Origin of the sequence: Pseudarthrobacter sp. B907 (assembly GCF_040137805.1) — a bacterium.
In the GTDB taxonomy this organism is placed as follows: Bacteria; Actinomycetota; Actinomycetes; order Actinomycetales; family Micrococcaceae; genus Arthrobacter.
In genome coordinates this window covers 31700-50291 of record NZ_JBEEQE010000012.1, presented here as the reverse complement: position 1 = coordinate 50291, position 18592 = coordinate 31700, and the positions used below count along the sequence as shown (strand labels likewise).

The 18592-nt window shown below is 68.3% G+C and carries 22 protein-coding genes; 11 read left to right on the top strand and 11 right to left on the bottom strand.

The window, feature by feature from the left end:
* Window positions 1-8: 8 nt before the first annotated feature.
* The 3 genes from recR to ABLI39_RS11685 all read left to right on the top strand — a co-directional run bounded on the left by recR (window position 9) and on the right by ABLI39_RS11685 (window position 2977).
* Window positions 9-608, top strand: coding sequence for a recombination mediator RecR (gene recR / locus ABLI39_RS11695; RefSeq protein ID WP_146335883.1), 600 nt, complete (start codon window positions 9-11; stop codon window positions 606-608).
* 6 nt (window positions 609-614) lie between these two features.
* The gene (locus ABLI39_RS11690; RefSeq protein ID WP_349413598.1) at window positions 615-1193 is read left to right on the top strand and encodes a GNAT family N-acetyltransferase; all 579 of its coding nucleotides are present in this window, start codon (window positions 615-617) and stop codon (window positions 1191-1193) included.
* Between the two features lie 425 nt (window positions 1194-1618).
* Window positions 1619-2977: an aspartate kinase gene (locus ABLI39_RS11685; RefSeq protein ID WP_349413596.1), complete on the top strand. Its 1359-nt coding sequence runs from the start codon at window positions 1619-1621 to the stop codon at window positions 2975-2977.
* 87 nt (window positions 2978-3064) lie between these two features.
* Here ABLI39_RS11685 and ABLI39_RS11680 read toward each other — a convergent pair whose 3' ends face one another.
* The gene (locus ABLI39_RS11680) at window positions 3065-3298 is read right to left on the bottom strand and encodes a hypothetical protein (RefSeq protein ID WP_349413595.1); all 234 of its coding nucleotides are present in this window, start codon (window positions 3296-3298) and stop codon (window positions 3065-3067) included.
* 107 nt (window positions 3299-3405) lie between these two features.
* Window positions 3406-3630: a hypothetical protein gene (locus ABLI39_RS11675; protein ID WP_349413594.1), complete on the bottom strand. Its 225-nt coding sequence runs from the start codon at window positions 3628-3630 to the stop codon at window positions 3406-3408.
* A gap of 75 nt (window positions 3631-3705) precedes the next feature.
* On the opposite strand from ABLI39_RS11675, the gene ABLI39_RS11670 reads away from it, so the two are divergent.
* From ABLI39_RS11670 to ABLI39_RS11655, 4 genes are all read left to right on the top strand, one after another.
* On the top strand, window positions 3706-4206 hold the full coding sequence (locus ABLI39_RS11670; protein ID WP_349413592.1) for a MarR family winged helix-turn-helix transcriptional regulator: 501 nt from the start codon (window positions 3706-3708) through the stop codon (window positions 4204-4206).
* A 104-nt stretch (window positions 4207-4310) separates the two neighbouring features.
* Entirely contained in the window at window positions 4311-4865 is a 555-nt protein-coding gene (locus ABLI39_RS11665) for an SSI family serine proteinase inhibitor (RefSeq protein ID WP_349413590.1), read from the top strand.
* The gene (locus tag ABLI39_RS11660; RefSeq protein ID WP_497900271.1) at window positions 4858-5823 is read left to right on the top strand and encodes a 3-methyladenine DNA glycosylase; all 966 of its coding nucleotides are present in this window, start codon (window positions 4858-4860) and stop codon (window positions 5821-5823) included. Before ABLI39_RS11665 ends, ABLI39_RS11660 begins: the two co-directional genes overlap by 8 nt.
* Window positions 5820-6200, top strand: coding sequence for a serine protease inhibitor (locus ABLI39_RS11655; protein ID WP_349413586.1), 381 nt, complete (start codon window positions 5820-5822; stop codon window positions 6198-6200). Before ABLI39_RS11660 ends, ABLI39_RS11655 begins: the two co-directional genes overlap by 4 nt.
* A 66-nt stretch (window positions 6201-6266) precedes the next feature.
* On the opposite strand, the gene ABLI39_RS11650 is transcribed toward ABLI39_RS11655, so the two are convergent.
* Window positions 6267-9371: a S8 family peptidase gene (locus ABLI39_RS11650; protein ID WP_497898752.1), complete on the bottom strand. Its 3105-nt coding sequence runs from the start codon at window positions 9369-9371 to the stop codon at window positions 6267-6269.
* A 354-nt stretch (window positions 9372-9725) separates the two neighbouring features.
* Window positions 9726-9911, bottom strand: a complete 186-nt coding sequence (locus ABLI39_RS11645) for a hypothetical protein (RefSeq protein WP_146335892.1) — start codon at window positions 9909-9911, stop codon at window positions 9726-9728.
* Window positions 9912-10139: 228 nt separating this feature from the next.
* Between ABLI39_RS11645 and purS the strand changes: the two genes are divergently transcribed.
* Genes purS through purL form a run of 3 tightly spaced genes read left to right on the top strand, consistent with a single transcriptional unit; the run spans window position 10140 to window position 13481 of the window.
* The gene (gene purS / locus ABLI39_RS11640) at window positions 10140-10391 is read left to right on the top strand and encodes a phosphoribosylformylglycinamidine synthase subunit PurS (protein WP_011690410.1); all 252 of its coding nucleotides are present in this window, start codon (window positions 10140-10142) and stop codon (window positions 10389-10391) included.
* Window position 10392: 1 nt separating this feature from the next.
* Entirely contained in the window at window positions 10393-11151 is a 759-nt protein-coding gene (gene purQ, locus ABLI39_RS11635) for a phosphoribosylformylglycinamidine synthase subunit PurQ (protein WP_349413585.1), read from the top strand.
* Between the two features lie 14 nt (window positions 11152-11165).
* Window positions 11166-13481, top strand: coding sequence for a phosphoribosylformylglycinamidine synthase subunit PurL (gene purL, locus ABLI39_RS11630; RefSeq protein ID WP_349413653.1), 2316 nt, complete (start codon window positions 11166-11168; stop codon window positions 13479-13481).
* An 80-nt stretch (window positions 13482-13561) separates the two neighbouring features.
* Here the strand turns inward: purL and ABLI39_RS11625 are convergent, their stop codons facing one another.
* The 7 genes from ABLI39_RS11625 to ABLI39_RS11595 form a co-directional block, all read right to left on the bottom strand.
* Window positions 13562-13855: a DUF503 domain-containing protein gene (locus ABLI39_RS11625; RefSeq protein ID WP_349413584.1), complete on the bottom strand. Its 294-nt coding sequence runs from the start codon at window positions 13853-13855 to the stop codon at window positions 13562-13564.
* 31 nt (window positions 13856-13886) lie between these two features.
* Complete coding sequence (locus ABLI39_RS11620) at window positions 13887-14207, bottom strand: putative quinol monooxygenase (RefSeq protein WP_349413583.1); 321 nt, start codon at window positions 14205-14207, stop codon at window positions 13887-13889.
* A gap of 64 nt (window positions 14208-14271) precedes the next feature.
* A complete protein-coding gene (locus ABLI39_RS11615) occupies window positions 14272-14874 on the bottom strand; it encodes a hypothetical protein (protein ID WP_349413582.1) in 603 nt (200 codons plus the stop codon).
* 14 nt (window positions 14875-14888) lie between these two features.
* A complete protein-coding gene (locus tag ABLI39_RS11610; protein WP_349413581.1) occupies window positions 14889-15437 on the bottom strand; it encodes a DUF1990 domain-containing protein in 549 nt (182 codons plus the stop codon).
* The gene (locus ABLI39_RS11605; RefSeq protein ID WP_349413580.1) at window positions 15434-15847 is read right to left on the bottom strand and encodes an MmcQ/YjbR family DNA-binding protein; all 414 of its coding nucleotides are present in this window, start codon (window positions 15845-15847) and stop codon (window positions 15434-15436) included. Before ABLI39_RS11605 ends, ABLI39_RS11610 begins: the two co-directional genes overlap by 4 nt.
* Window positions 15848-15897: 50 nt before the next feature.
* Window positions 15898-16716, bottom strand: coding sequence for a polysaccharide deacetylase family protein (locus ABLI39_RS11600; RefSeq protein WP_349413579.1), 819 nt, complete (start codon window positions 16714-16716; stop codon window positions 15898-15900).
* Between the two features lie 105 nt (window positions 16717-16821).
* Window positions 16822-17247, bottom strand: a complete 426-nt coding sequence (locus ABLI39_RS11595) for a CoA-binding protein (RefSeq protein WP_349413578.1) — start codon at window positions 17245-17247, stop codon at window positions 16822-16824.
* 337 nt (window positions 17248-17584) lie between these two features.
* On the opposite strand from ABLI39_RS11595, the gene ABLI39_RS11590 reads away from it, so the two are divergent.
* A complete protein-coding gene (locus ABLI39_RS11590; protein WP_349413577.1) occupies window positions 17585-18439 on the top strand; it encodes an ABC transporter ATP-binding protein in 855 nt (284 codons plus the stop codon).
* The last annotated feature ends 153 nt before the right edge of the window (window positions 18440-18592 follow it).

Genomic DNA, 18592 nt, shown 5'->3' with positions numbered 1-18592 from the left:
AGGACATTGTGTACGAAGGTGCAGTTCAGGAGCTGATCGATGAGCTCGGCCGCCTCCCCGGCGTCGGGCCCAAGTCGGCCCAGCGGCTGGCCTTCCACATCCTCGAAGCCGACCCGCAGGATATGAAGCGCTTGGTTGAGGCCATCACCACGGTCAAGGAGCGGGTGAAGTTCTGCACCGTCTGCGGCAACGTCACCGAGCAGGAACTGTGCAACATCTGCCGGGACCCGCGCCGCGACCCCTCGGTGATCTGCGTTGTGGAGGAGTCCAAGGACGTCCTGGCGGTGGAGCGCACGCGGTCGTTCCGCGGCCGGTACCACGTGCTCGGCGGCGCCATTAATCCGATTGCCGGGATCGGCCCGGAACAGCTGCGGATCCGGGAGCTGCTCACGCGGCTTAACGACGGCGCCATCCAGGAAATCATCATCGCCACCGACCCCAACCTTGAGGGCGAGGCGACCGCCACCTACCTCGCTCGGATGCTCAAGTCCATCGGCATCGCCGTCACCCGGCTCGCATCCGGGCTTCCCGTCGGCGGAGACCTCGAGTACGCCGACGAAGTGACCCTGGGCCGCGCCTTCGAGGGTCGCCGCAACGCCCTGAGCTGACGCTTAGTGACGGTACTCCGCGGCGTCCCCGCGCCCCTGCGCACCGAACGCCTGATCGTGCGGCCGTTGACCGCCGACGACGATGCAGCCGTCCTGCCGTTCCGCGGCGACCCGGAAGCCGTGCGGTACCTCTCCCACACGGCACTCAGCGCGGAGGAGAACACGGCCCGGGTGCGGAAGGTGCTGGCGGCATCGGCCGCGTCCACCCCGGAGTGGTTCAACTTCGGCTGGGTCATCCAGCTCCAGTCCACCGGCGAGGTGATCGGCGACGCCCGGACGTGGAACTCCGACGCACCCCCTGCGCCCGGCCGGGTCCCGGCGCACGCGGCGAGCCTCGGCTACATCCTGCACCCGGACCACCACGGCCGGGGCCTCGGCCGGGAAGCCGCCGCGGCCCTGGTGGAGTGGTTGTTCAGCGCCCGCGGAAGCCGGACCGTCTTCGCGGGCGTTTACGAACCGAACCTGCCCTCGCGCAGGCTGCTCGAAAGCCTGGGGTTCCGGCAGGACCACTACTTCACCGCGGCCGAGGACAGGGCCGGAAAGAGCCTCCCGTCCTGGCGCTACCGGCTCGACCGGCCCGAATAACCGGGCTGGCACGTCCGGCCCGCGACCCGAATGGCGCCTGCGCCGCATGCCCGCCGGTCATGCCCGTCCGGTCCGCCCAGGATTGGACATGTGCAACGTCCCCGCAGGGCATGCCCAACCGGTCCGCCCAAGAATGGACATATTGGCACTATGTCCATTCCCCGTTGCGAGGACTGGGCATGTCCGTACGTAGTCCGTCTGCCCAAGCCCGCACACTCAGCCAGCCCCGCCCCGGAGCCCGGAGTCCGGAGCAAGCCAGCCAGCCAGCCCACCCCGCCGCCCCCAGCCAGCACCACCGTCCGGTCACAATTCAACGCCGGGCCACTACCGGCGATAAACTTGGCTAAGAAGCCGCCGTCGTGCCGTTTGGCCGCGCCGAGTAGTAGCTTCGCCCAGAACCCCGATGATCCAGTGAGGGTGCGCGCATGAGTTTGCCCACGACCGAAGTCCACCCCGGACCGCAGCCTCAGGTGCTGCCCGCGGTTCCCGCTGTCACCAAGCACCTCGTTGTGAAGAAGTTCGGCGGTTCCTCCGTGGCCGACGCCGAGGGCATCAAGCGGGTCGCCCGGCGCGTTGTGGACGCCCACAACGCCGGCGACGAAGTCGTCGTCGTGGTCTCGGCCATGGGCGACACCACCGACGAACTCCTTGACCTGGCCGGCCAGGTGACCGACTCGGCCCCGGCCCGGGAAATGGACATGCTCCTCTCCGCCGGTGAGCGTATCTCCATGGCCCTGCTGGCAATGGCGATCAACAAGTACGGCGCCTCCGCCCAGTCGTTCACCGGTTCCCAGGCCGGCATGATCACCGACGGCATCCATGGCAAGGCGCGGATCATCGACGTCGACCCGCACCGGATCCGCACGGCCCTGGACAAGGGACACATCGCGATTGTGGCCGGCTTCCAGGGCATGAGCCGGACCACTAACGAGATCACCACCCTGGGCCGGGGCGGTTCGGACACGACGGCGGTGGCCCTGGCCGCTGCCCTCAGCGCCGATGTCTGCGAGATCTTCACCGATGTCGACGGGATCTACACCGCCGACCCCCGCGTTGTCCCTTCCGCCCGGAAGATCGACCGTATCTCCAGCGAGGAAATGCTCGAGCTCGCGGCCTCCGGCGCCAAGATCCTGCACCTGCGTTGCGTGGAATACGCGCGCCGCTTCGGGGTGCCGCTGCACGTCCGGTCCTCTTTCAGCCAGAACGAAGGCACCTGGGTCCTGCCCAGCGCCGATGACAAGATCACGATTCAAGAGGGAGTTGCCTTGGAGCAGCCAATCATCTCCGGCGTTGCACATGACCGTTCCGAAGCCAAGGTCACGGTGGTGGGCGTCCCGGACATCCCCGGCAAAGCCGCGGCGATCTTCCAGGTCATCGCCGATGCGCACTCCAACATCGACATGATCGTCCAGAACGTCTCCACCCACGGCACCGGTCGGACGGACATCTCCTTCACCCTGCCCATCGTCGAAGGCGCCGACGCCCTCGCAGCCCTCCGCGCCGCCCAGGACGAGATCGGCTTCGAGAACATCGAATACAACGAGAAGATCGGCAAGCTCTCCCTGATCGGCGCCGGCATGCGCTCCCACCCGGGCGTCTCGGCACGGTTTTTCGCCGCGCTTTCCGAGGCCGGCATCAACATCAACATGATCTCCACCTCGGAAATCCGCATCTCGGTGGTGACCCACGCCGACCTGCTCGACGACGCCGTCCGCGCCATCCACAGGGCGTTCGACCTGGACAGCGACGACGAGGCAACGGTGTACGGCGGCACCGGCCGCTAGGACAGCTCCGGGGCCCGCAACCGGGTGCCAGCGCGCACAAGGGCGCGGCAACCGTGCCGCGCCCTCTGCCTGCCCCTCGAAGCCCGGTCAGACCTGCTCCCTAGGCAAATCCTCCCGGCGGACCGCGTAGTGGTGTCCCTGCGAATCGGTCTCGACTTCGAAGCCGGCGAGATCACTCTCCGAGGCCTGCTCGAAGTCATCGTGCCGGTGCACGACCGGCGCGGAATAATCCCCGCGCGAAGCAGGGCCAAAAAGGAACCGCGCCCAGTTCGACGGGTGCAGGTGCCGGCGCAACGCAGCCGCTCTCAATGCACGTGCCATGTTTCCCACCCCCTTTCCTGCTGACAGGCCTAGCGAAGGGTGGCGCGGGCGGCGCCAGTGACCCCATTTTACGCCCGACGGCGGTCAAAAGGGCAGGGCGGGGCAGCCTAGCGCAGCGACTTGTCTCCGGGGTGGCGGGGCACCACGTAGGTGCTGCCGTCCGGCCGGTGCAGGGTTTCCCACTGCTGGGTCTCGGCCTGCCGCTGGGCCAGCAGCAGGCGGTTTTGCTCGGTCATCTCATGGCCGATCGAGGTCCGGCTGGCGGGGCCGAAGACCGCCCTGAGCTTTCCGGTTGCTCGCATAAACCGCTGGGCGGTGCTTTCCTTGGCCATGACCCACTCCTTCGAAACGGATGTAGTACCAGTGTACGCTAATCATTAGCGCACTAACTATTTGAAGGAGGCCAGATGACTGTCGCCGATCCCACCGCGGCCGCACCGCCGGAGGCCGGAGCCCCCTCGGACGAGGACCTCCTGCTGGAACACCAACTCTGCTTCGCCCTGACCGTCGCGTCCCGCAGCGTCGTGGGCGCCTACAAGCCGGTGCTGGACAAGCTGGGCCTCACCCACCCGCAGTATCTGGTCATGCTCTGCCTGTGGGAATCGAGCCCCCGCACGGTCCGGGAGATCAGCGATGCCCTCGCCCAGGAGCCCGCCACGATCTCGCCGCTACTGCGGCGGCTGGAAGCGGCGGGCTACATCACGCGGCAACGGGCCGAAGGCAACGAACGCAGTCTCGCCGTGCGGCTGACCGCCCGCGGGGCGGCGCTGCGGGAACAGGCGACGGCGGTCCCCGGCACCATGATGGCGCGGCTTGGCCTGGACCGCGAACAGGTCGGCGAACTGCATGCCGCCATGATGCGGCTCATCGCAGCCACCCGGACCGCGGACCCCGGCGACGGCGGCTAGGTCCGCCCTTTGCCCGGTCCACGCTCCCGCCCTGAGGCGCCCGTCCCGCCTGCAGCGCACGGTTGGCCCGGCGCTAGAATGAGTGAAAGCGAGGAGAGCCGACCATGCGCAAAACCCTGATTCCCACCCTGCTCGCCCTGCTCTCGATTGCCGGGCTGGCAGCTTGCTCGCCGGGTGCCGGACCCACACCGAGCGCGTCGCCCACGGGCACCGCCTCCGCCTCCGCCAGCAGCCCGGGCACCCCGTCCGCCGACACCGATACCACCGCACCGGCGCCGTCGCCGTCGGCCGCGGCCCCCAGCGCCGGGCCGGGGCAGGGCAACGCCGAACTGGCCATTATGGTCACGTCCGCCGAAGGCGGGAAGGCCACTAATTACACCCTGGTCTGTCAGAACGGGGTTCCCGCAACGGAAAGCCAGCACCCCACCGCCGCCGCCGGCTGCGCCGCCCTGAAGGCGAATGCGGCCCTCCTCAGCCCCGCTCCGCGTCCAACGGACCAGGCCTGCACCCAGCAGTATGGCGGCCCGGAGGAAGCGACGGTCACGGGCGCGGTGGACGGCAAGGCTGTCGAAGCCAAGTTCAGCCTGCGCGACGGCTGTGAGATCGCCCGGTGGAAGGCCGCAAAGGACATTCTGGGATCCACCGGCGGGGCTGTCTAAGCCGGTGGAACTGCAAAACCTCCCGCAGGACGAGTGGCTCCGGCGTGAAGCCGCACATGCCCGGCGCGTCCGCGCCTACGCCGACCCGTACCTGGCCCGGAGATCGGCCGGGCAGAAGCACCCGGTGGAGGACTTCCTCTTCACCTACTACACCCAGAAGCCCGGCCAGTTGCTGCGCTGGCATCCCGGCGCCGGCGTTGTGCTCTCCGGCGCCGCGGCAGCGGCGCGCGCCGGCTGGAAGTACTACCGCACGCCCGACGACGGCGAACTCGCCGCCGCCGGCCTGCCGCCGGGCACGGACGCGGCGACGGTCGACGTCGAACGGTTCCTCAGCGAACGCCGCGACGCCGTCCAGTTTGCCGGCATTATCCTGGCGGGAACGGCTGCCCGGCCGGCGCAGTTCGGCTGCTTCGGCCTGCACGAGTGGGCCATGGTCTACCGGCAGGACAAGTTCGAGCTGCGGCACGAGTACCTGAAGCTGCGGCTCGGTTCCGAGGGGACGGACAAGGTGGTGGAGGACAACCGGATCCGGTGCTCGCATTTCGACGCCTACCGGTTCTACACTCCGGACGCGGTGCCGCTCAACACGCTTGAGCCGAGCCGCGAGAACCAGCGGAGCATGGAACAGCCCGGCTGCCTGCACGCGAACATGGACCTCTACAAGTGGGCCTACAAGCTGGCGCCCGCGCTGCCCAGCGAACTGGTTATGGACTGCTTCGAACTGTCCTGGCGGATCCGCGCCATGGACATGCGCGCCTCCCCCTACGAGCTGAGCGAGTGGGGCTATCCGCCGATCCGGATCGAGACGCCGGACGGGAAAGCCGAATACGTGGACCAGCAGCGGGAGTTCGCCGCAGCCTCGCAGGAGCTGCGCCGACGGCTGCTGGTCGAACTCACGCCGCTGCTGCAGACCGCCGCGGCGCGCCCGCTCCCCGCGGCCCAGGAAGGACACCCATGACCGCCCCCGGCGAAGAAAACGCACCGCACGAAGTGGACCTCACCGTCCGGCTGACGGAGGCGCCGGGCGCCCCCGAGTACAGCTTCCGGCTGGTCGCCGACGGCGGGATCCCCGGCCCCGGGTGCACCCTGCCGGACCCCGCTGCCGCGCTCGAGGCCCTGCGCCTGCACGGCGAGGGCATCTTTTTCCCGGTGCCCGGACCGCCGAAGCTGTGCACCCAGCAGTATGGCGGCCCGCAGGTGGCTGTGGTCACCGGGAACTACCGGGGCCGGGACGTCCACTGCGAATTCAGCCGCACGGACGGCTGCGAAATCGCCCGCTGGCGCGCCCTGGCGCCCCTGCTGGGCGGCACCTCGGGATCCACCGGCGCCGTCTGAGGCCCTGGGCTTAAACGGCAATGGCCGGCGGTACCGACCGCCGGCCATTGCTGTTTTCAGATGTTGCTAGACCGCGTTGTTCCAGGCCTGTCCCAGCTCCTGGTTCGCCACGGTAGCCGGGGCCCCCGCTGCGGGAGCCACCACGGCGGCGCCTGCTGCGTTCACGACGAGGCTGACGAACGTCGGCTCGCTGGCACCGGCGAACGTGATCCGGCCGATGTAGGAGCCGGGCTGAAGTCCGGTCCAGTTCAGCGTGATCTTGCCCGTCTCCCCGTTCGGCAGCACCAGCGGGTTCGGCGTGATCGTCGCATTGCCCACGTTGGCGCCAAGGATCGCGGCGTCGACGGATGCCTTGCGGGCCTTGCCGTCCGGGCTGGAGTACAGGTTGGCGTAGATCGTGTACTTGCCAGCGGCCGGGTTAGCGATCGAGAGGGACTCGCTGGAGGAGGAGGTCGCAACCTGCTCCACACCCCTGGGCGTCACGACCCACATGTCGAAGTCGGAGTTCGGGTCCGAGGAGAGGACCGAGAACTTCGCCAGCGGCACGCCGGCCGGAACCTGGACGGTCTTGACGTAGGTCGAGGCATCGGAAACGCCAGTGAATCCCCTGAACGCACCCGGGACGAGTTCCACCGCGGAGGAATCAGCCTTGGACAGGCCGTCCAGGGTCATGTTGGTGGGGCCGTCGGTTCCGGAGACGACGCTGATGTCAGCGGAGCCGGTGCCGGCGTCGGTGCTCAGGAAAACATCCTTGGCGGCGACGACGGACTGCGGGCGGACTGAGATCGGCGAGCTAACGGTCTTGCCTGCACCCTCCCAGCGCAGGGTGCCCATGGCGAACTTGCCCAGGGCCGCGCTCTTGTTTTCAAACGTGACCTTGAACGTCTTCGTTTCGCCGGCCGCCTTGAAGTTCAGGGCCGCCGGAGCAACGTTGACCTGGATCCCGGGTACATCGGCCTTGACCTTGTACACACCCGGAGTCAGGGCGGTCACCGTGCGGGTGACCTCGATCTTGCCGGTGAGGTTACCCAGCGCGAAGGACGGTACGTTCATGTCCCGCGGCTTGGTGCTGGACGCCAGGCCCAGGTTGACGCCGGTGCCCTGGATGAACTTCAGGTAGTCCTCGAAGTCGGCGTCGTAGACCAGGCCCGGATCAACCATGCGGGCCGGATCGACCTGGCCCGCGCCGGTGGCGTGGACGTCGGTGTTCTTGGACCCGTCGGCGAGCTTGACCTCTGACGCGGACGTCATCATGGCGGACTTCACCATGGCGGGCGACCAGGTCGGGTTCTTGCCCAGCAGCAGCGCGCCGAAGCCGGCTACGTGCGGGGCGGCCATCGAGGTGCCGGACATAAAGCCGAACTTGGCCCCGTCAGCACCGATCGGCGAGACGCCGGCCAGGACGGCAACACCGGGAGCAGCAACGTCCGGCTTCAGCAGATCCGACTGGGTGGCCAACAGCGGGCCACGGGAAGAGAAACCGGCAATCTGCGGCTGGGCTTCGAGCGGGAGACCGGTGGTGTCCTTGTTGACCAGGGAAACCTTGATGCCCGGGGTGGCGGTGACCTTGTCCTTGATGGCCTGGGTGGCCGGCGGGTTCACGTGCACGGTCGGGACCGCGTGCTGGTCCGTGTCCAGCGAGGAGTTGCTGAGGTTCACCAGGATCATGCCGACGCCGCCGCCGCGGGCAACCTCGGCGCTCTTGTCGACGCGGGCAACGACGCCGCGGTCGCAGACGACAACCTTGCCGGCAACCTTGGCCGGGTCGAGCGTGCCGGGGCCGCACAGGGCCGGGGACGACGGCGGGTTCGCGGCGGCCGCGCTGGCAGCCAGCACAACGCCGGCGTCCTTGACTTCCTTGTTCATAATGCTGGCGCCGCGGAACTTGGTGCCGTCGGCGAATTCCACGGTCCCCTGGAGCTCCTGGGAGAAGCTGCTGGCGGCGACGGTGGTGACCCAGGGTGCGCCGTGGTTCACGGTGCTGGCCGTGGGGCCGGAGTTGCCGGCGGAGGCGGCAACGAAGATGCCGGTGGAAGCGGCGTTCAGGAACGCCACCGAGACCGGGTCGATAACCGAGGTCGCGGAGCCGGAGATCGAGTAGTTCAGGACGTCAACGCCGTCCTCGATGGCCTGCTCTACAGCGGCGACCGAGGAGGAGCTGTAGCAGCCGCCGGTGTTGGGATCGGTGTCTTCCCAGCACACTTTGTAGACGGAGAGCTTGGCAGCGGGTGCGATGCCGCTGGTCAGGCCGAAGCTGCGGCCGTCAACGAACGTCTCGACGCCCTTGTTGCCGGCGGCGGTGCTGGCGGTGTGCGTGCCGTGGCTGGCGACGTCGACCGGGGAAAGCTGCTCTTCGGGGGCGCGGTTGCCGGCCGGAACGTAGCGCAGGAAGTCCTCGGCGAAGTAGTGCGCGCTCAGAACCTTGGAGTTGCAGGCGGAGCCGTCGAAGGAGGCGCCGGTTCCGGTGCCCTTCTGGCACTCGCCGACGAAGGTCTCGCCGTCGGCCTTGAGCATGGCGATCTTGCCGTCCGCCGTGCGGTAGGGAACGCCGACGACGGGCTGGCCGACCAGCGGCTTGACCTCTTCGCCGGCGAAGAACGCGCTGTCCGGGGTGTAACCGGTGTCAATGACGCCGACGACGACGCCCTTGCCCGCTGCGTCCTGGCCGCCGAACTTGGTGTTCCAAGTTCCGTCGGGGCCGCTTAGCTTGAGGAAATCGGTGCTGGAGTAGTCCGGGGCGTTTTCCGTATCCGGGGCAACCGCCAGGACGCTCGGATCCTTGGCGAGCTTGATGGCCTGGTCCGTGGTCAGCGTGGCGCTGAAGCCGTTGACCGCGGCGGAGAACTGGCGCTGGATCTGGACGTTCTGCTTCGCGGCAACTTCCGTCTGCTTCTTCTCCAGGTGGGCCCGGTAGTTCTTCACCTCGGCCTTGTTGGCGTCGAGCTTTTTGCCCTTGGCCGGTTTCGTGGCGGGCAGTCCGTCCGTGGAGCCTTCATAGGTGGCGGCCGGCTTTTCGGCCAGCATGACGATGTAGCGGCCGTCCGGGTAGCTGGCGGGGTCAAGATTCTTCTGCGCGATCCCAGCGACGGTGGAACCCTGGCCCGGCGCAGCAATGGCGGGCGATATGGCAACTGTGGAGAGGAGAACCGGCAAGCCCAGGGTCAGTGCCACTGCCCTCCGGAGTCCCCCGCTTCGAAGGAAGCTCTTTCCTGGTGATTTCACGAGTGATTTGAACCTTTCAGAAGGAACGGTCCCGGCGCCATTGCCGGGGACGACGTACTGGTACGGGAGCGGGATCAGGAGTTGACTCTCGCCCACCGGCGGATACCAGCCGATTCATACAGTACAGACTGAGAGCCAGATATGACATAGACCACAACTACAAATCTGGTTTGGTCATATTGGTCGTCAAACCGGGTGGTGCCGGAGGCATGGCAACGCCGGGACGGCAGCGCCGTCCCGGCTCGGGTCCCGCCCGGCGGCGGGCATTACGGGGGTTGTTACACGCTTATGACAAGCGGCTGGCTACTGGCGGGGCGTCCGGACGACCTCGCTGATCCAGGCTTTGGTCTTCTCGTCCAGCGGGCCGGCCACGTTGCTCGCCCTGGCCGCGCGGTCGGCTTTGACCTTCTGCAGGACCATCCGGCCGAGGCCCGCGAAGACGGCGGCGGCGACCACGGGAAGCAGGACGGATCTCGGTTTCTCAGCCATCCCCACATCCTACTGAGCGCCGCCGTCGCAGACCATAGCCGCACGCCGGCCGGGGTGCGCGCGGCCGCCGACCGGTCACGAATGCGGCAAGGCGCACCGCGGCCGGTAGAATGGGCGTGCAAGCTCGCGGAGCGCCCGTACCACGTCGTCACCACCACACGTCGGATCGGCGTGAGACGGCACCACTCCGCTGCGCCCTTACCCAAGCTCACGCACAGGAGTTGCCGGATGCCCCGGATCGTTGTCGACGTCATGCCCAAGCCCGAGATTCTCGACCCGCAGGGGAAGGCCATCGTGGGCGCACTGCCCCGCCTGGGCTTCACCGCGTTCAGCTCTGTCCGCCAGGGCAAGCGCTTCGAACTGACCGTCGACGGCGAGGTGACCGAGGAGATCCTGGCCCAGGCCCGCAATGCCGCGGAGACCCTGCTCTCGAACCCGGTGATCGAGGACGTCGTCAACGTCGAGGTCGTCGAGGCCTGAGATGACTGAACTCCCCCTGATCGGCGAGGCTGTTGCCCTCGCCGCCAACCCCAGGCTCGCTGGTGCGCGGATCGGCGTCGTCACCTTCCCCGGCACCCTGGATGACCGCGACGCCGCCCGCGCCGTGCGCCTGGCCGGCGCCACCCCGGTGGCGCTCTGGCATGCGGACACCAGCCTCGGCGACGTCGACGCCGTCGTCATCCCCGGCGGTTTCTCCTACGGCGACTACCTCCGCGCCGGCGCGATCGCCCGGTTCGCGCCGCTCATGGCCAAGATCATCGACGCCGCCAACTCGGACGCCAGGCTGCCCGTCCTCGGCATCTGCAACGGCTTCCAGATCCTTACCGAGTCGCACCTTCTGCCCGGCTCGATGATCAAGAACGACCACCTGAAGTTCCTTTGCCGCGACCAGGTCCTGCGGGTGGAAAACAACACCACCGACTGGACCGGCGACTACACCGCCGGCCAGGAAATCACCGTGCCGCTGAAAAACCAGGACGGCCAGTACCTCGCGGACGAGAAGACCCTCGACGCCCTGGAGGCGGAGGGCCGCGTGGTGTTCCGCTACGTCGGCTGGAACCCGAACGGCTCACGCCGCGACATCGCCGGCATCTCCAACGCCGCCGGCAATGTCGTGGGCCTGATGCCGCACCCGGAACACGCCGTCGAGGCCGGTTTCGGCCCGGAGACCGGCGCCGGCACCGAAGGCCTCGGCGTCTTCACCTCTGTCCTGAACACGATCGTGGGAGACAACAAATGACGGACACCCCCGCAATGGCGGCGCCCGCGCAGACCGCCAAGAAGTTCAACATCGACACCGTTGAGAACGCGGCGAAGACCCCGGACGTCGAGCTTCCCTGGGCCGAGCTGGGCCTGAAGCAGAACGAATTCGACGAGGTCGTCAAGGTCCTGGGCCGCCGCCCGACCGGCGCCGAGCTCGCGATGTACTCCGTGATGTGGAGCGAGCACTGCTCCTACAAGTCCTCCAAGAACCACCTGCGCCAGTTCGGCGAAAAGGTGACCGAGGAGATGAAGAAGGACATGCTCGTCGGCATCGGCGAGAACGCCGGCGTCACGAACCTGGGCGACGGCTGGGCCGTGACGTTCAAGATCGAGTCGCACAACTCGCCGTCGTTCGTGGAGCCCTACCAGGGCGCCGCGACCGGCATCGGCGGGATCGTCCGCGACATCATCTCCATGGGCGCCCGCCCGGTGGCCGTGATGGATCCGCTGCGCTTCGGCGCCATTGACCACCCGGACACGGCCCGCGTTATGCACGGCGCGGTGGCCGGGATCGGCGGCTACGGCAACTCCCTGGGCCTGCCCAACATCGGCGGCGAGATGGTCTTCGACTCGGTCTACCAGGGCAACCCGCTGGTCAACGCCCTCGCCGTCGGCGTCATGCGCCACGAGGACATCCGCCTCGCCAACGCCTCCGGCAAGGGCAACAAGGTGGTGCTCTTCGGCGCCCGCACCGGCGGCGACGGGATCGGCGGCGCCTCCGTACTGGCCTCCGAGTCCTTCGACGACACCAAGCCGTCCAAGCGTCCCGCCGTCCAGGTGGGCGACCCCTTCGCCGAGAAGGTCCTGATCGAGTGCTGCCTGGAGCTGTTCAAGGGCTCCCTCGTTGAAGGCATCCAGGACCTCGGCGCCGCGGGCATTTCCTGCGCCACCTCCGAGCTCGCCTCCAACGGCGACGGCGGCATGGAGGTCGAGCTGACCTCGGTCCTGCTCCGCGACCCCACCCTGACCCCGGGCGAAATCCTGATGTCCGAGTCGCAGGAACGCATGATGGCCGTGGTCACCCCCGAGAACATCGCCGCGTTCGAAGCCGTAATGGACAAGTGGGCCGTGGAGTACTCCTGGCTCGGCGAGGTGACGGACACCGGCCGCCTGATCATCACCTGGGAGGGCGAGGTGATTGTCGACGTCGACCCGCGCACCGTCGCCCACGACGGCCCGGTCTACGACCGCCCGTACGCCCGTCCCGAATGGCAGGACGCCATCCAGTCCGACTCCTTCACCGGCTCCGTGCAGGACACCGCGCGCCCGGCCGCCCCAGGGGAACTGGCAGCCGCCATCACCGAGCTCGTCGCCTCGCCGAACATGTGCAGCAAGTCCTGGATCACCAAGCAGTACGACCGCTACGTCGGCGGCAACACCGCCATGGCGTTCCCGGACGACGCCGGCGTGGTCCGGGTGGACGAGGAAACCGGCCTGGGCGTTGCCCTGGCTACCGACGCCAACGGCCGCTACACCTACCTCGACCCGTACCACGGCGCTCAGCTGGCGCTGGCCGAGGCGTACCGCAACGTCGCCACCTCCGGCGCCGTGCCGATGGCGGTCAGCGACTGCCTGAACTTCGGCTCGCCCGAGGATCCGGATGTGATGTGGCAGCTGGCCGAAGCCATCCGCGGGCTCTCCGACGCCTGCATGGTCCTCGGCATCCCGGTCACCGGCGGCAACGTCTCGCTGTACAACCAGACCGGCAGCGTCCCGATCCACCCCTCCCCCGTGGTGGCCGTGCTGGGCAAGCTGGACGACGTCGCGCGCCGCACGCCCTCGGGCTGGCGCGAGGACGGCCAGGCCATCTACCTGCTCGGCACGACGGCGGCGGAACTGGACGGTTCGGAGTGGTCCAACCTGCGCGGCCACCTGGGCGGCCTGCCGCCGAAGGTCGACCTCGCCGCCGAACGCGAGCTCGGTGAAATCCTGATCAATGCCTCCCGTGACGGCATGGTGGATTCCGCGCACGATCTCTCCGAGGGCGGCCTCGCGGCGGCCCTCGTGGAGTCCGCGCTGCGCTACGGCACCGGTGCCCGGATTTCACTCCAGGACGTGATGGACCGCGACGGCGTGGACCTGTTCACTGCGCTGTTCTCCGAGTCCCAGGCCCGCGCCATCGTGGCGGTGCCCCGCTCGGAGGAGATCCGGTTCAAGGACATGTGCACCGCCCGCGGCTTCGCGCACGTCCGGATCGGCGTCGTGGACGCCGAGAGCGGCCAGCTGGAGATCAACGGCGTCGAGACGATGAACCTCGACTCCCTCCGCGAAGCCCACGAGGCGACCCTGCCGAAGTACTTCGGCTGACCCACCCCACCAAGCAACGCGGGGTCACTTACCGCCCAAAAATCCCATCGGGATGGGCGCTTAGTGACCCCGCGTTGCTTTTAGTCGTCGCTGCGGAGTTCGCGCTGGCGGGCGCTGAGGAGTTCGAGTTCGGGACGGGCCGCGACAAAACGTTCGACGGCGGCCAGCACCTCCACGAGGTGCGCCCGGTCCGCCGCGACCAAGCCCGCGCCGATCACGGTGCGCCGGTACTGGTCGTGATACCCGGCCTCGGTCACGGAAACGTCGAAGCGGCGCTTGAGCTCAGCCAGCACCGGCCGCACCACGGAACGTTTCTCCTTCAGGCTGTGCACGTCGCCCAGGAGGACATCGAATTCAATCCAGCCGATCCACATGCCTGAATTTTCCCATCGATTGCTGGACGGCCTAGGCGATGGTGAGTTCGCCCATCCGGTCCCAGCCTTCGCCGTCGAGCTGGCGGCTGATGATCCGGGGTGTCTCGGCGAGGGCCTGGGGCATGTCCGCCATGGCTTGCTTGAAGTGGGCGCTGTTGACGTGGTCCCCGGCGGCGTCGTCTTTGAAGGCCTCGACCAGGACGAATTCGTTGGGATCCTCCACGCTGCGGGACCAGTCGAACCACAGGTTGCCGGGTTCCTGCCGGGTGGCCCGGGTGAAGTCGTCCACGAGGCCGAGCCAGCGCTCGGACCAGTCGGGCTTGACCTTGAATTTAACGACGATGAAGATCACGGGTGTGTGCCTTTCAGTGTTGGTGCATCGGTCTTCCGTTGTTGCAATGAGGACAACGTGGGGCTCAGCAGGCGTCGATGGCCGCCCGGGCCCGTTCCTGCTGCTGGAGTGTGCCCACCCGTTCCGCCCACTGCTCGGCAAGCTGGAACTCCACCATGGCCTCGGTGCAGCGTCCGTCTTCGTGCAGGCTCCAGCCGAGGTTGTTGTGGAGCGCCACCATCCAGCGCTTGGTCCGGGCGTCGTGCGCCGTGGACGCGTATTCGAGCGCGCTGCGCGTCCAGGTCTCGGCGTGGGCCGCGTCGGCGATCGCCAGCATGTGCAGGGCATCGACGGCGAGGAACTCCTCGCCCAGGTGGTCGGCGAGTTCGGCGGCCTGCTCGAACAGCGGGACCGCCATCTCTGCGTGGCCGCCGGAATTGAGCACGCGGCCGCGTTCCAGCAGGACCCGAACCGCCACCGTGGGCTCGTCGCCGTCGATCGAGTCCAGCAGGGCGTCCGCTTCCTCGAAACGCCCCTGCAGCCCGATGGCCCGGCCCAGCTGGGTGGTGAACTCGGCCCGTTCGTCGTCGTCGTAGGCCGGATCGGTGGCCGCCGCACGGAAGCGGGACTCCGAAAGGGCGGGGTCGTCAAAGTTCCACAATCGGTCAAGGGTCTGTTGGTTCAGCATCTACCTGCTCCTCCTCAGTTCACACCTGCGGCCAGTTCCTGTGCACTCCTAAGGTATCGGGAAGTGACCAGCCGGCGCGCCCGGGCGGTGACGGCCCCGCCGGCCGCATAGAACCAGTTGGCCGGCACACCGAACGCGGTGACCTTGATCAGCACCAGGCCGTTTTCGTCGAGCGAGATTTCGAATGACTCCTCGCCGCGGACCGGATGCCCGGGCAGCGTCCCGTAGCCGAAACCGGCGGATTGCGGGCCGCCGCCGGGGACCGGACGGCGCACCCAGACCACCTCGCAGGGCGCGTCAATGCGGAACGGCCCGATGCCGAAGCCGCTCACCACCCGCGTCCCGGGGAGCACGACGTCGGACTCGGCGCGCACGCGCAGCCCGGCCCGCTTCTGCAGCTGCCAGGTCAGCATTCCCTGCACCGCGCGGCGGTAGGCGGCCTCGCCGTCGCCCAGGTAGGCCTGGGTGACTTCGCCGCCGCTGCCTTCGGGCAGCAGCCCGGTCTCGGTGGCCCCGATTCCTTCGTAGTTCAGTTCGCCGCCGGCGATCCGCGGGGCGCTCATGGCCGGGTCTGTCCGCCGGCGAGCCGGGCCCAGCCGAGTTGCTCCTGCTGGCGGCGGCTCAGGGTGGCGACCACGAGGTCATAGGAGTCCTCCACCATGTCGCGGACCATGGCGTCGGGCAGCGCGCCGTCCAGCCGGACGCCGTTCCAGTGCCGCTTGTTCAGGTGCCAGGCACCGGTGATTTCCGGGTGCGCGGAGCGCAGCTGCTCGGCGAGGGCCGGTTCGCATTTCAGGCTCACGGCGAAGTCGTCCGGATCCAGAGCGGACAGGGCGAACATTTTGGCCTCATGCCGGGCCCCGCCCGCCACTGCCGCGCGTACCTTGAAGACCGCTGTGTCAGGGCCGAACGGGTAGTCCTCGAAAGCGCCGGGGAAGCCCAGGCAGATCCGGCGCAGCGTGGCGACATTCATAGACCAAGCCTACTTTTATCCCCCGACATTCTTCGGCCCTCGGGAGCTGCTCAGGCGACGCCGAGGAAGTCTTCAAGCAGCACGACCTCAAGGCCGGCGGCCTGCTGGGCAGCCCGAAAAGCAGCCAGGTCTGCGGCGAACTCCGGCCGGAAGTGCATGAGCACGATGTCCCCCGGGCGCAGGGCCTTGCCGTACTGGTAGTCCATGTGGCCGACGTTGGATTTGGCCTCCCACGTGACGATCGCCTTCATTCCCGCAGCCGCGACTGCCTGCCGCATGACCGTGGAGTAGGCGCCCCCGGGCGGGCGGAACAGCGTGGGGCGGCGGCCGAACTGCTGCTGGGCGTAGTCCTGCATGCCGTTGATTTCCGCGAGCTGCTGCTGGTAGCCCATTTGGCTGACCATATTGATGTTGTGAGTAACCGTGTGGTTTTCCACCAGGCTCCCCTGGGCGGCGAACCGCTTGAAGAAGCCCGGATCGGCCTGGACAAAATTCCGGGTCAGGAAGAGGGACACGGGATAGTCGTACTCGGCCAGGAGCCGGACCATCTCGGGAGTCCTGGTGACGCCGTCGTCGATGGTCAAGAACACCACCGGATTCTTCGTCTCAATCTTGGTGATGACGGGGGCGAGCCCGTTTTGTACTGGCGGCAGTTTGAAGTCCGGGGTGAACTGTGCGCGGGGCCGCCGGGCCGGGCTCTCGTCGGGGAGAAGCGGCGACTGCAGGCGGCCGGGCCGGACGGGCCCGGCAGTGGACGGCGCAGCGGTTGGTTCCGGCGCCGACGGGCCGTCAGGAGCCGAGCACGCTACCAACGCCGATACCATCGAGGCGCCCAGGAACCCCAGGGCGCTCCGGCGACCAAGGGTCACAGGGGGCGCAGTCGGGTGGTGCCCACACATGTTTGATCCCAGCATCCGCGAAATAAGACAGGCGCAGAATACCAGAGCGAAGTGACTTCCCGTGGACGGCCGTCCCTAGAGACCGAAGCGCGGCGCCTCCTGGGCCGGGCAGGCGTTCATCACAACGTCCAGGCCCGCTGCCGCAGCCCGGGCCGCGGCAGCCTCATCGATCACACCGAGCTGCAGCCAGACGGCTTTTGCTCCGGCGGCGATCGCCTGGTCCACCACGTCCCCCACTTTCCGGGAATTCACGAAGCAGTCCACGACGTCGAGGGGTTGCTTCGCCGCCGGGATGTCCGCCAGCCTGGCGTAGCCGGTCTCGCCGTGGACCGGGTCGGCCGGAAGATTGACCGGGATGATCTCCATGCCAAGCCGGTCCCGGATGTACAGGGAAGTGTCATAGGCGGCGCGCCACTCGTTGGTGGTCAGGCCTACGATCGCCCATCGTCCCTTGGTGCGCAGGAGCCGTTCGATGACTGCGGGGTCGTTCACGTGGGTCATGCGCCCAGCCTACGGGCCGCCCGCTCGGGAACGCGGCGGACCTGCCGCCAGGGCGAATGCCCCGAACAATCGGTCGCCGGACCGCCGCGCGGCGGCGGGTGTCCGAATATTACGCGCCCGGTTTGGGGAAAACCTTCGTTTCCGTTTTAGTGGGTAGTGACCATCCCGAGCGGCTGAGAGACCTGGATCGATGAAGCCGCAGCAACCCTGGTCGTCGGAGTTCCTCCCCGGAATCCGCCGACAGCAAGGTGGCGAGCCGCGGGAGCGGCCGGACTGACACCCCGGCTAAGAGGCTCGTTCCGTAGGGTGCTACTGCCAGGACCGATGGAGTAACCCTATGACTGCTGTCCTGTCCCCCTCCGCTGCCGGGGCGTCCGCCGACACCCCCGTCGGGGCGCCTGAGCGTACCCCGGCCCTGCCGGTGTCCTTCCGCGGCCTGCGCCGGACCTTCGGCTCGGGCACCGAGGAACACACCGTGCTGCGGGACGTAAACTTCGACATCCGGGCCGGTGAGGTCCTCGCCATCCTCGGCACGTCCGGCTGCGGGAAGTCCACCCTGCTGCGCGCCGCCGCGGGCCTTGATGCCCCGAGCTCCGGGAGCGTGGAGATCGACGGCGCCCCGGTCCAGGGCGTGGATTCCCGCTGCGCTTTTGCCTTCCAGGAGCCTCGCCTGCTGCCGTGGCACACCCTGCAGGCCAACATCGCCATCGGCCTGCCCACCGGCGTCAGTGCCCGCGACGGCAAAGCCAAGGTTGCCCGGCTCCTCGGGCTCGTGGGCCTGCAGGACTTCGCCAAGCACCGGCCCCGCGAAGTTTCCGGCGGCATGGCCCAGCGCGCGTCGCTGGCCCGGGCGCTGGCCCGCAACCCCGGCATCCTGCTGCTTGACGAACCCTTCGGCGCCCTCGACGCCCTGACCCGGATCAAGATGCAGGACCTGTTGTTGGAGGTCCACCGCGCGGAGCCGACCACCGTGCTGCTCGTGACCCACGACGTCGACGAGGCCCTGCAGCTCGCCGACCGCATCATCGTCCTGGGCAAGGAAAGCAGCGCCGGGCCGGCGGACACGGTACCCGGCGCCACCATCATCCGGACGGTGGACGTGCCCGGAGACCGCCCCCGCGACCGGGCATCGGCCGAGCTGGCCACGCTCCGGGCCTCACTCCTGGCAAGCCTCGGCGTCGACAGCCACTAGCCGCACCGCACCCGGCTCCGGCCGGACCCGCCGCCGGAAGCGCCGGCGGCGTCCGCCCGCAGTTCCGTTCTTCCCATCCGTTCGCACAGTTTTCCAAAGGAACCTCCATGCCCTTCGCCCGTACCATCACCCGCCGCCCTGTCTCCCGCCGTG

Bases quoted from the DNA above. Each gene is read 5' to 3' on its own strand.
- ABLI39_RS11685 (WP_349413596.1), top strand. From the start codon at position 1,619: ATGAGTTTGCCCACGACCGAAGTCCACCCCGGACCGCAGCCTCAGGTG.
- ABLI39_RS11680 (WP_349413595.1), bottom strand. From the start codon at position 3,298: ATGGCACGTGCATTGAGAGCGGCTGCGTTGCGCCGGCACCTGCACCCG.
- ABLI39_RS11675 (WP_349413594.1), bottom strand. From the start codon at position 3,630: ATGGCCAAGGAAAGCACCGCCCAGCGGTTTATGCGAGCAACCGGAAAG.
- ABLI39_RS11670 (WP_349413592.1), top strand. From the start codon at position 3,706: ATGACTGTCGCCGATCCCACCGCGGCCGCACCGCCGGAGGCCGGAGCC.
- ABLI39_RS11665 (WP_349413590.1), top strand. From the start codon at position 4,311: ATGCGCAAAACCCTGATTCCCACCCTGCTCGCCCTGCTCTCGATTGCC.
- ABLI39_RS11655 (WP_349413586.1), top strand. From the start codon at position 5,820: ATGACCGCCCCCGGCGAAGAAAACGCACCGCACGAAGTGGACCTCACC.
- ABLI39_RS11645 (WP_146335892.1), bottom strand. From the start codon at position 9,911: ATGGCTGAGAAACCGAGATCCGTCCTGCTTCCCGTGGTCGCCGCCGCC.
- purS (WP_011690410.1), top strand. From the start codon at position 10,140: ATGCCCCGGATCGTTGTCGACGTCATGCCCAAGCCCGAGATTCTCGAC.
- purQ (WP_349413585.1), top strand. From the start codon at position 10,393: ATGACTGAACTCCCCCTGATCGGCGAGGCTGTTGCCCTCGCCGCCAAC.
- purL (WP_349413653.1), top strand. From the start codon at position 11,166: ATGGCGGCGCCCGCGCAGACCGCCAAGAAGTTCAACATCGACACCGTT.
- ABLI39_RS11625 (WP_349413584.1), bottom strand. From the start codon at position 13,855: ATGTGGATCGGCTGGATTGAATTCGATGTCCTCCTGGGCGACGTGCAC.
- ABLI39_RS11615 (WP_349413582.1), bottom strand. From the start codon at position 14,874: ATGCTGAACCAACAGACCCTTGACCGATTGTGGAACTTTGACGACCCC.
- ABLI39_RS11610 (WP_349413581.1), bottom strand. From the start codon at position 15,437: ATGAGCGCCCCGCGGATCGCCGGCGGCGAACTGAACTACGAAGGAATC.
- ABLI39_RS11605 (WP_349413580.1), bottom strand. From the start codon at position 15,847: ATGAATGTCGCCACGCTGCGCCGGATCTGCCTGGGCTTCCCCGGCGCT.
- ABLI39_RS11595 (WP_349413578.1), bottom strand. From the start codon at position 17,247: ATGACCCACGTGAACGACCCCGCAGTCATCGAACGGCTCCTGCGCACC.
- ABLI39_RS11590 (WP_349413577.1), top strand. From the start codon at position 17,585: ATGACTGCTGTCCTGTCCCCCTCCGCTGCCGGGGCGTCCGCCGACACC.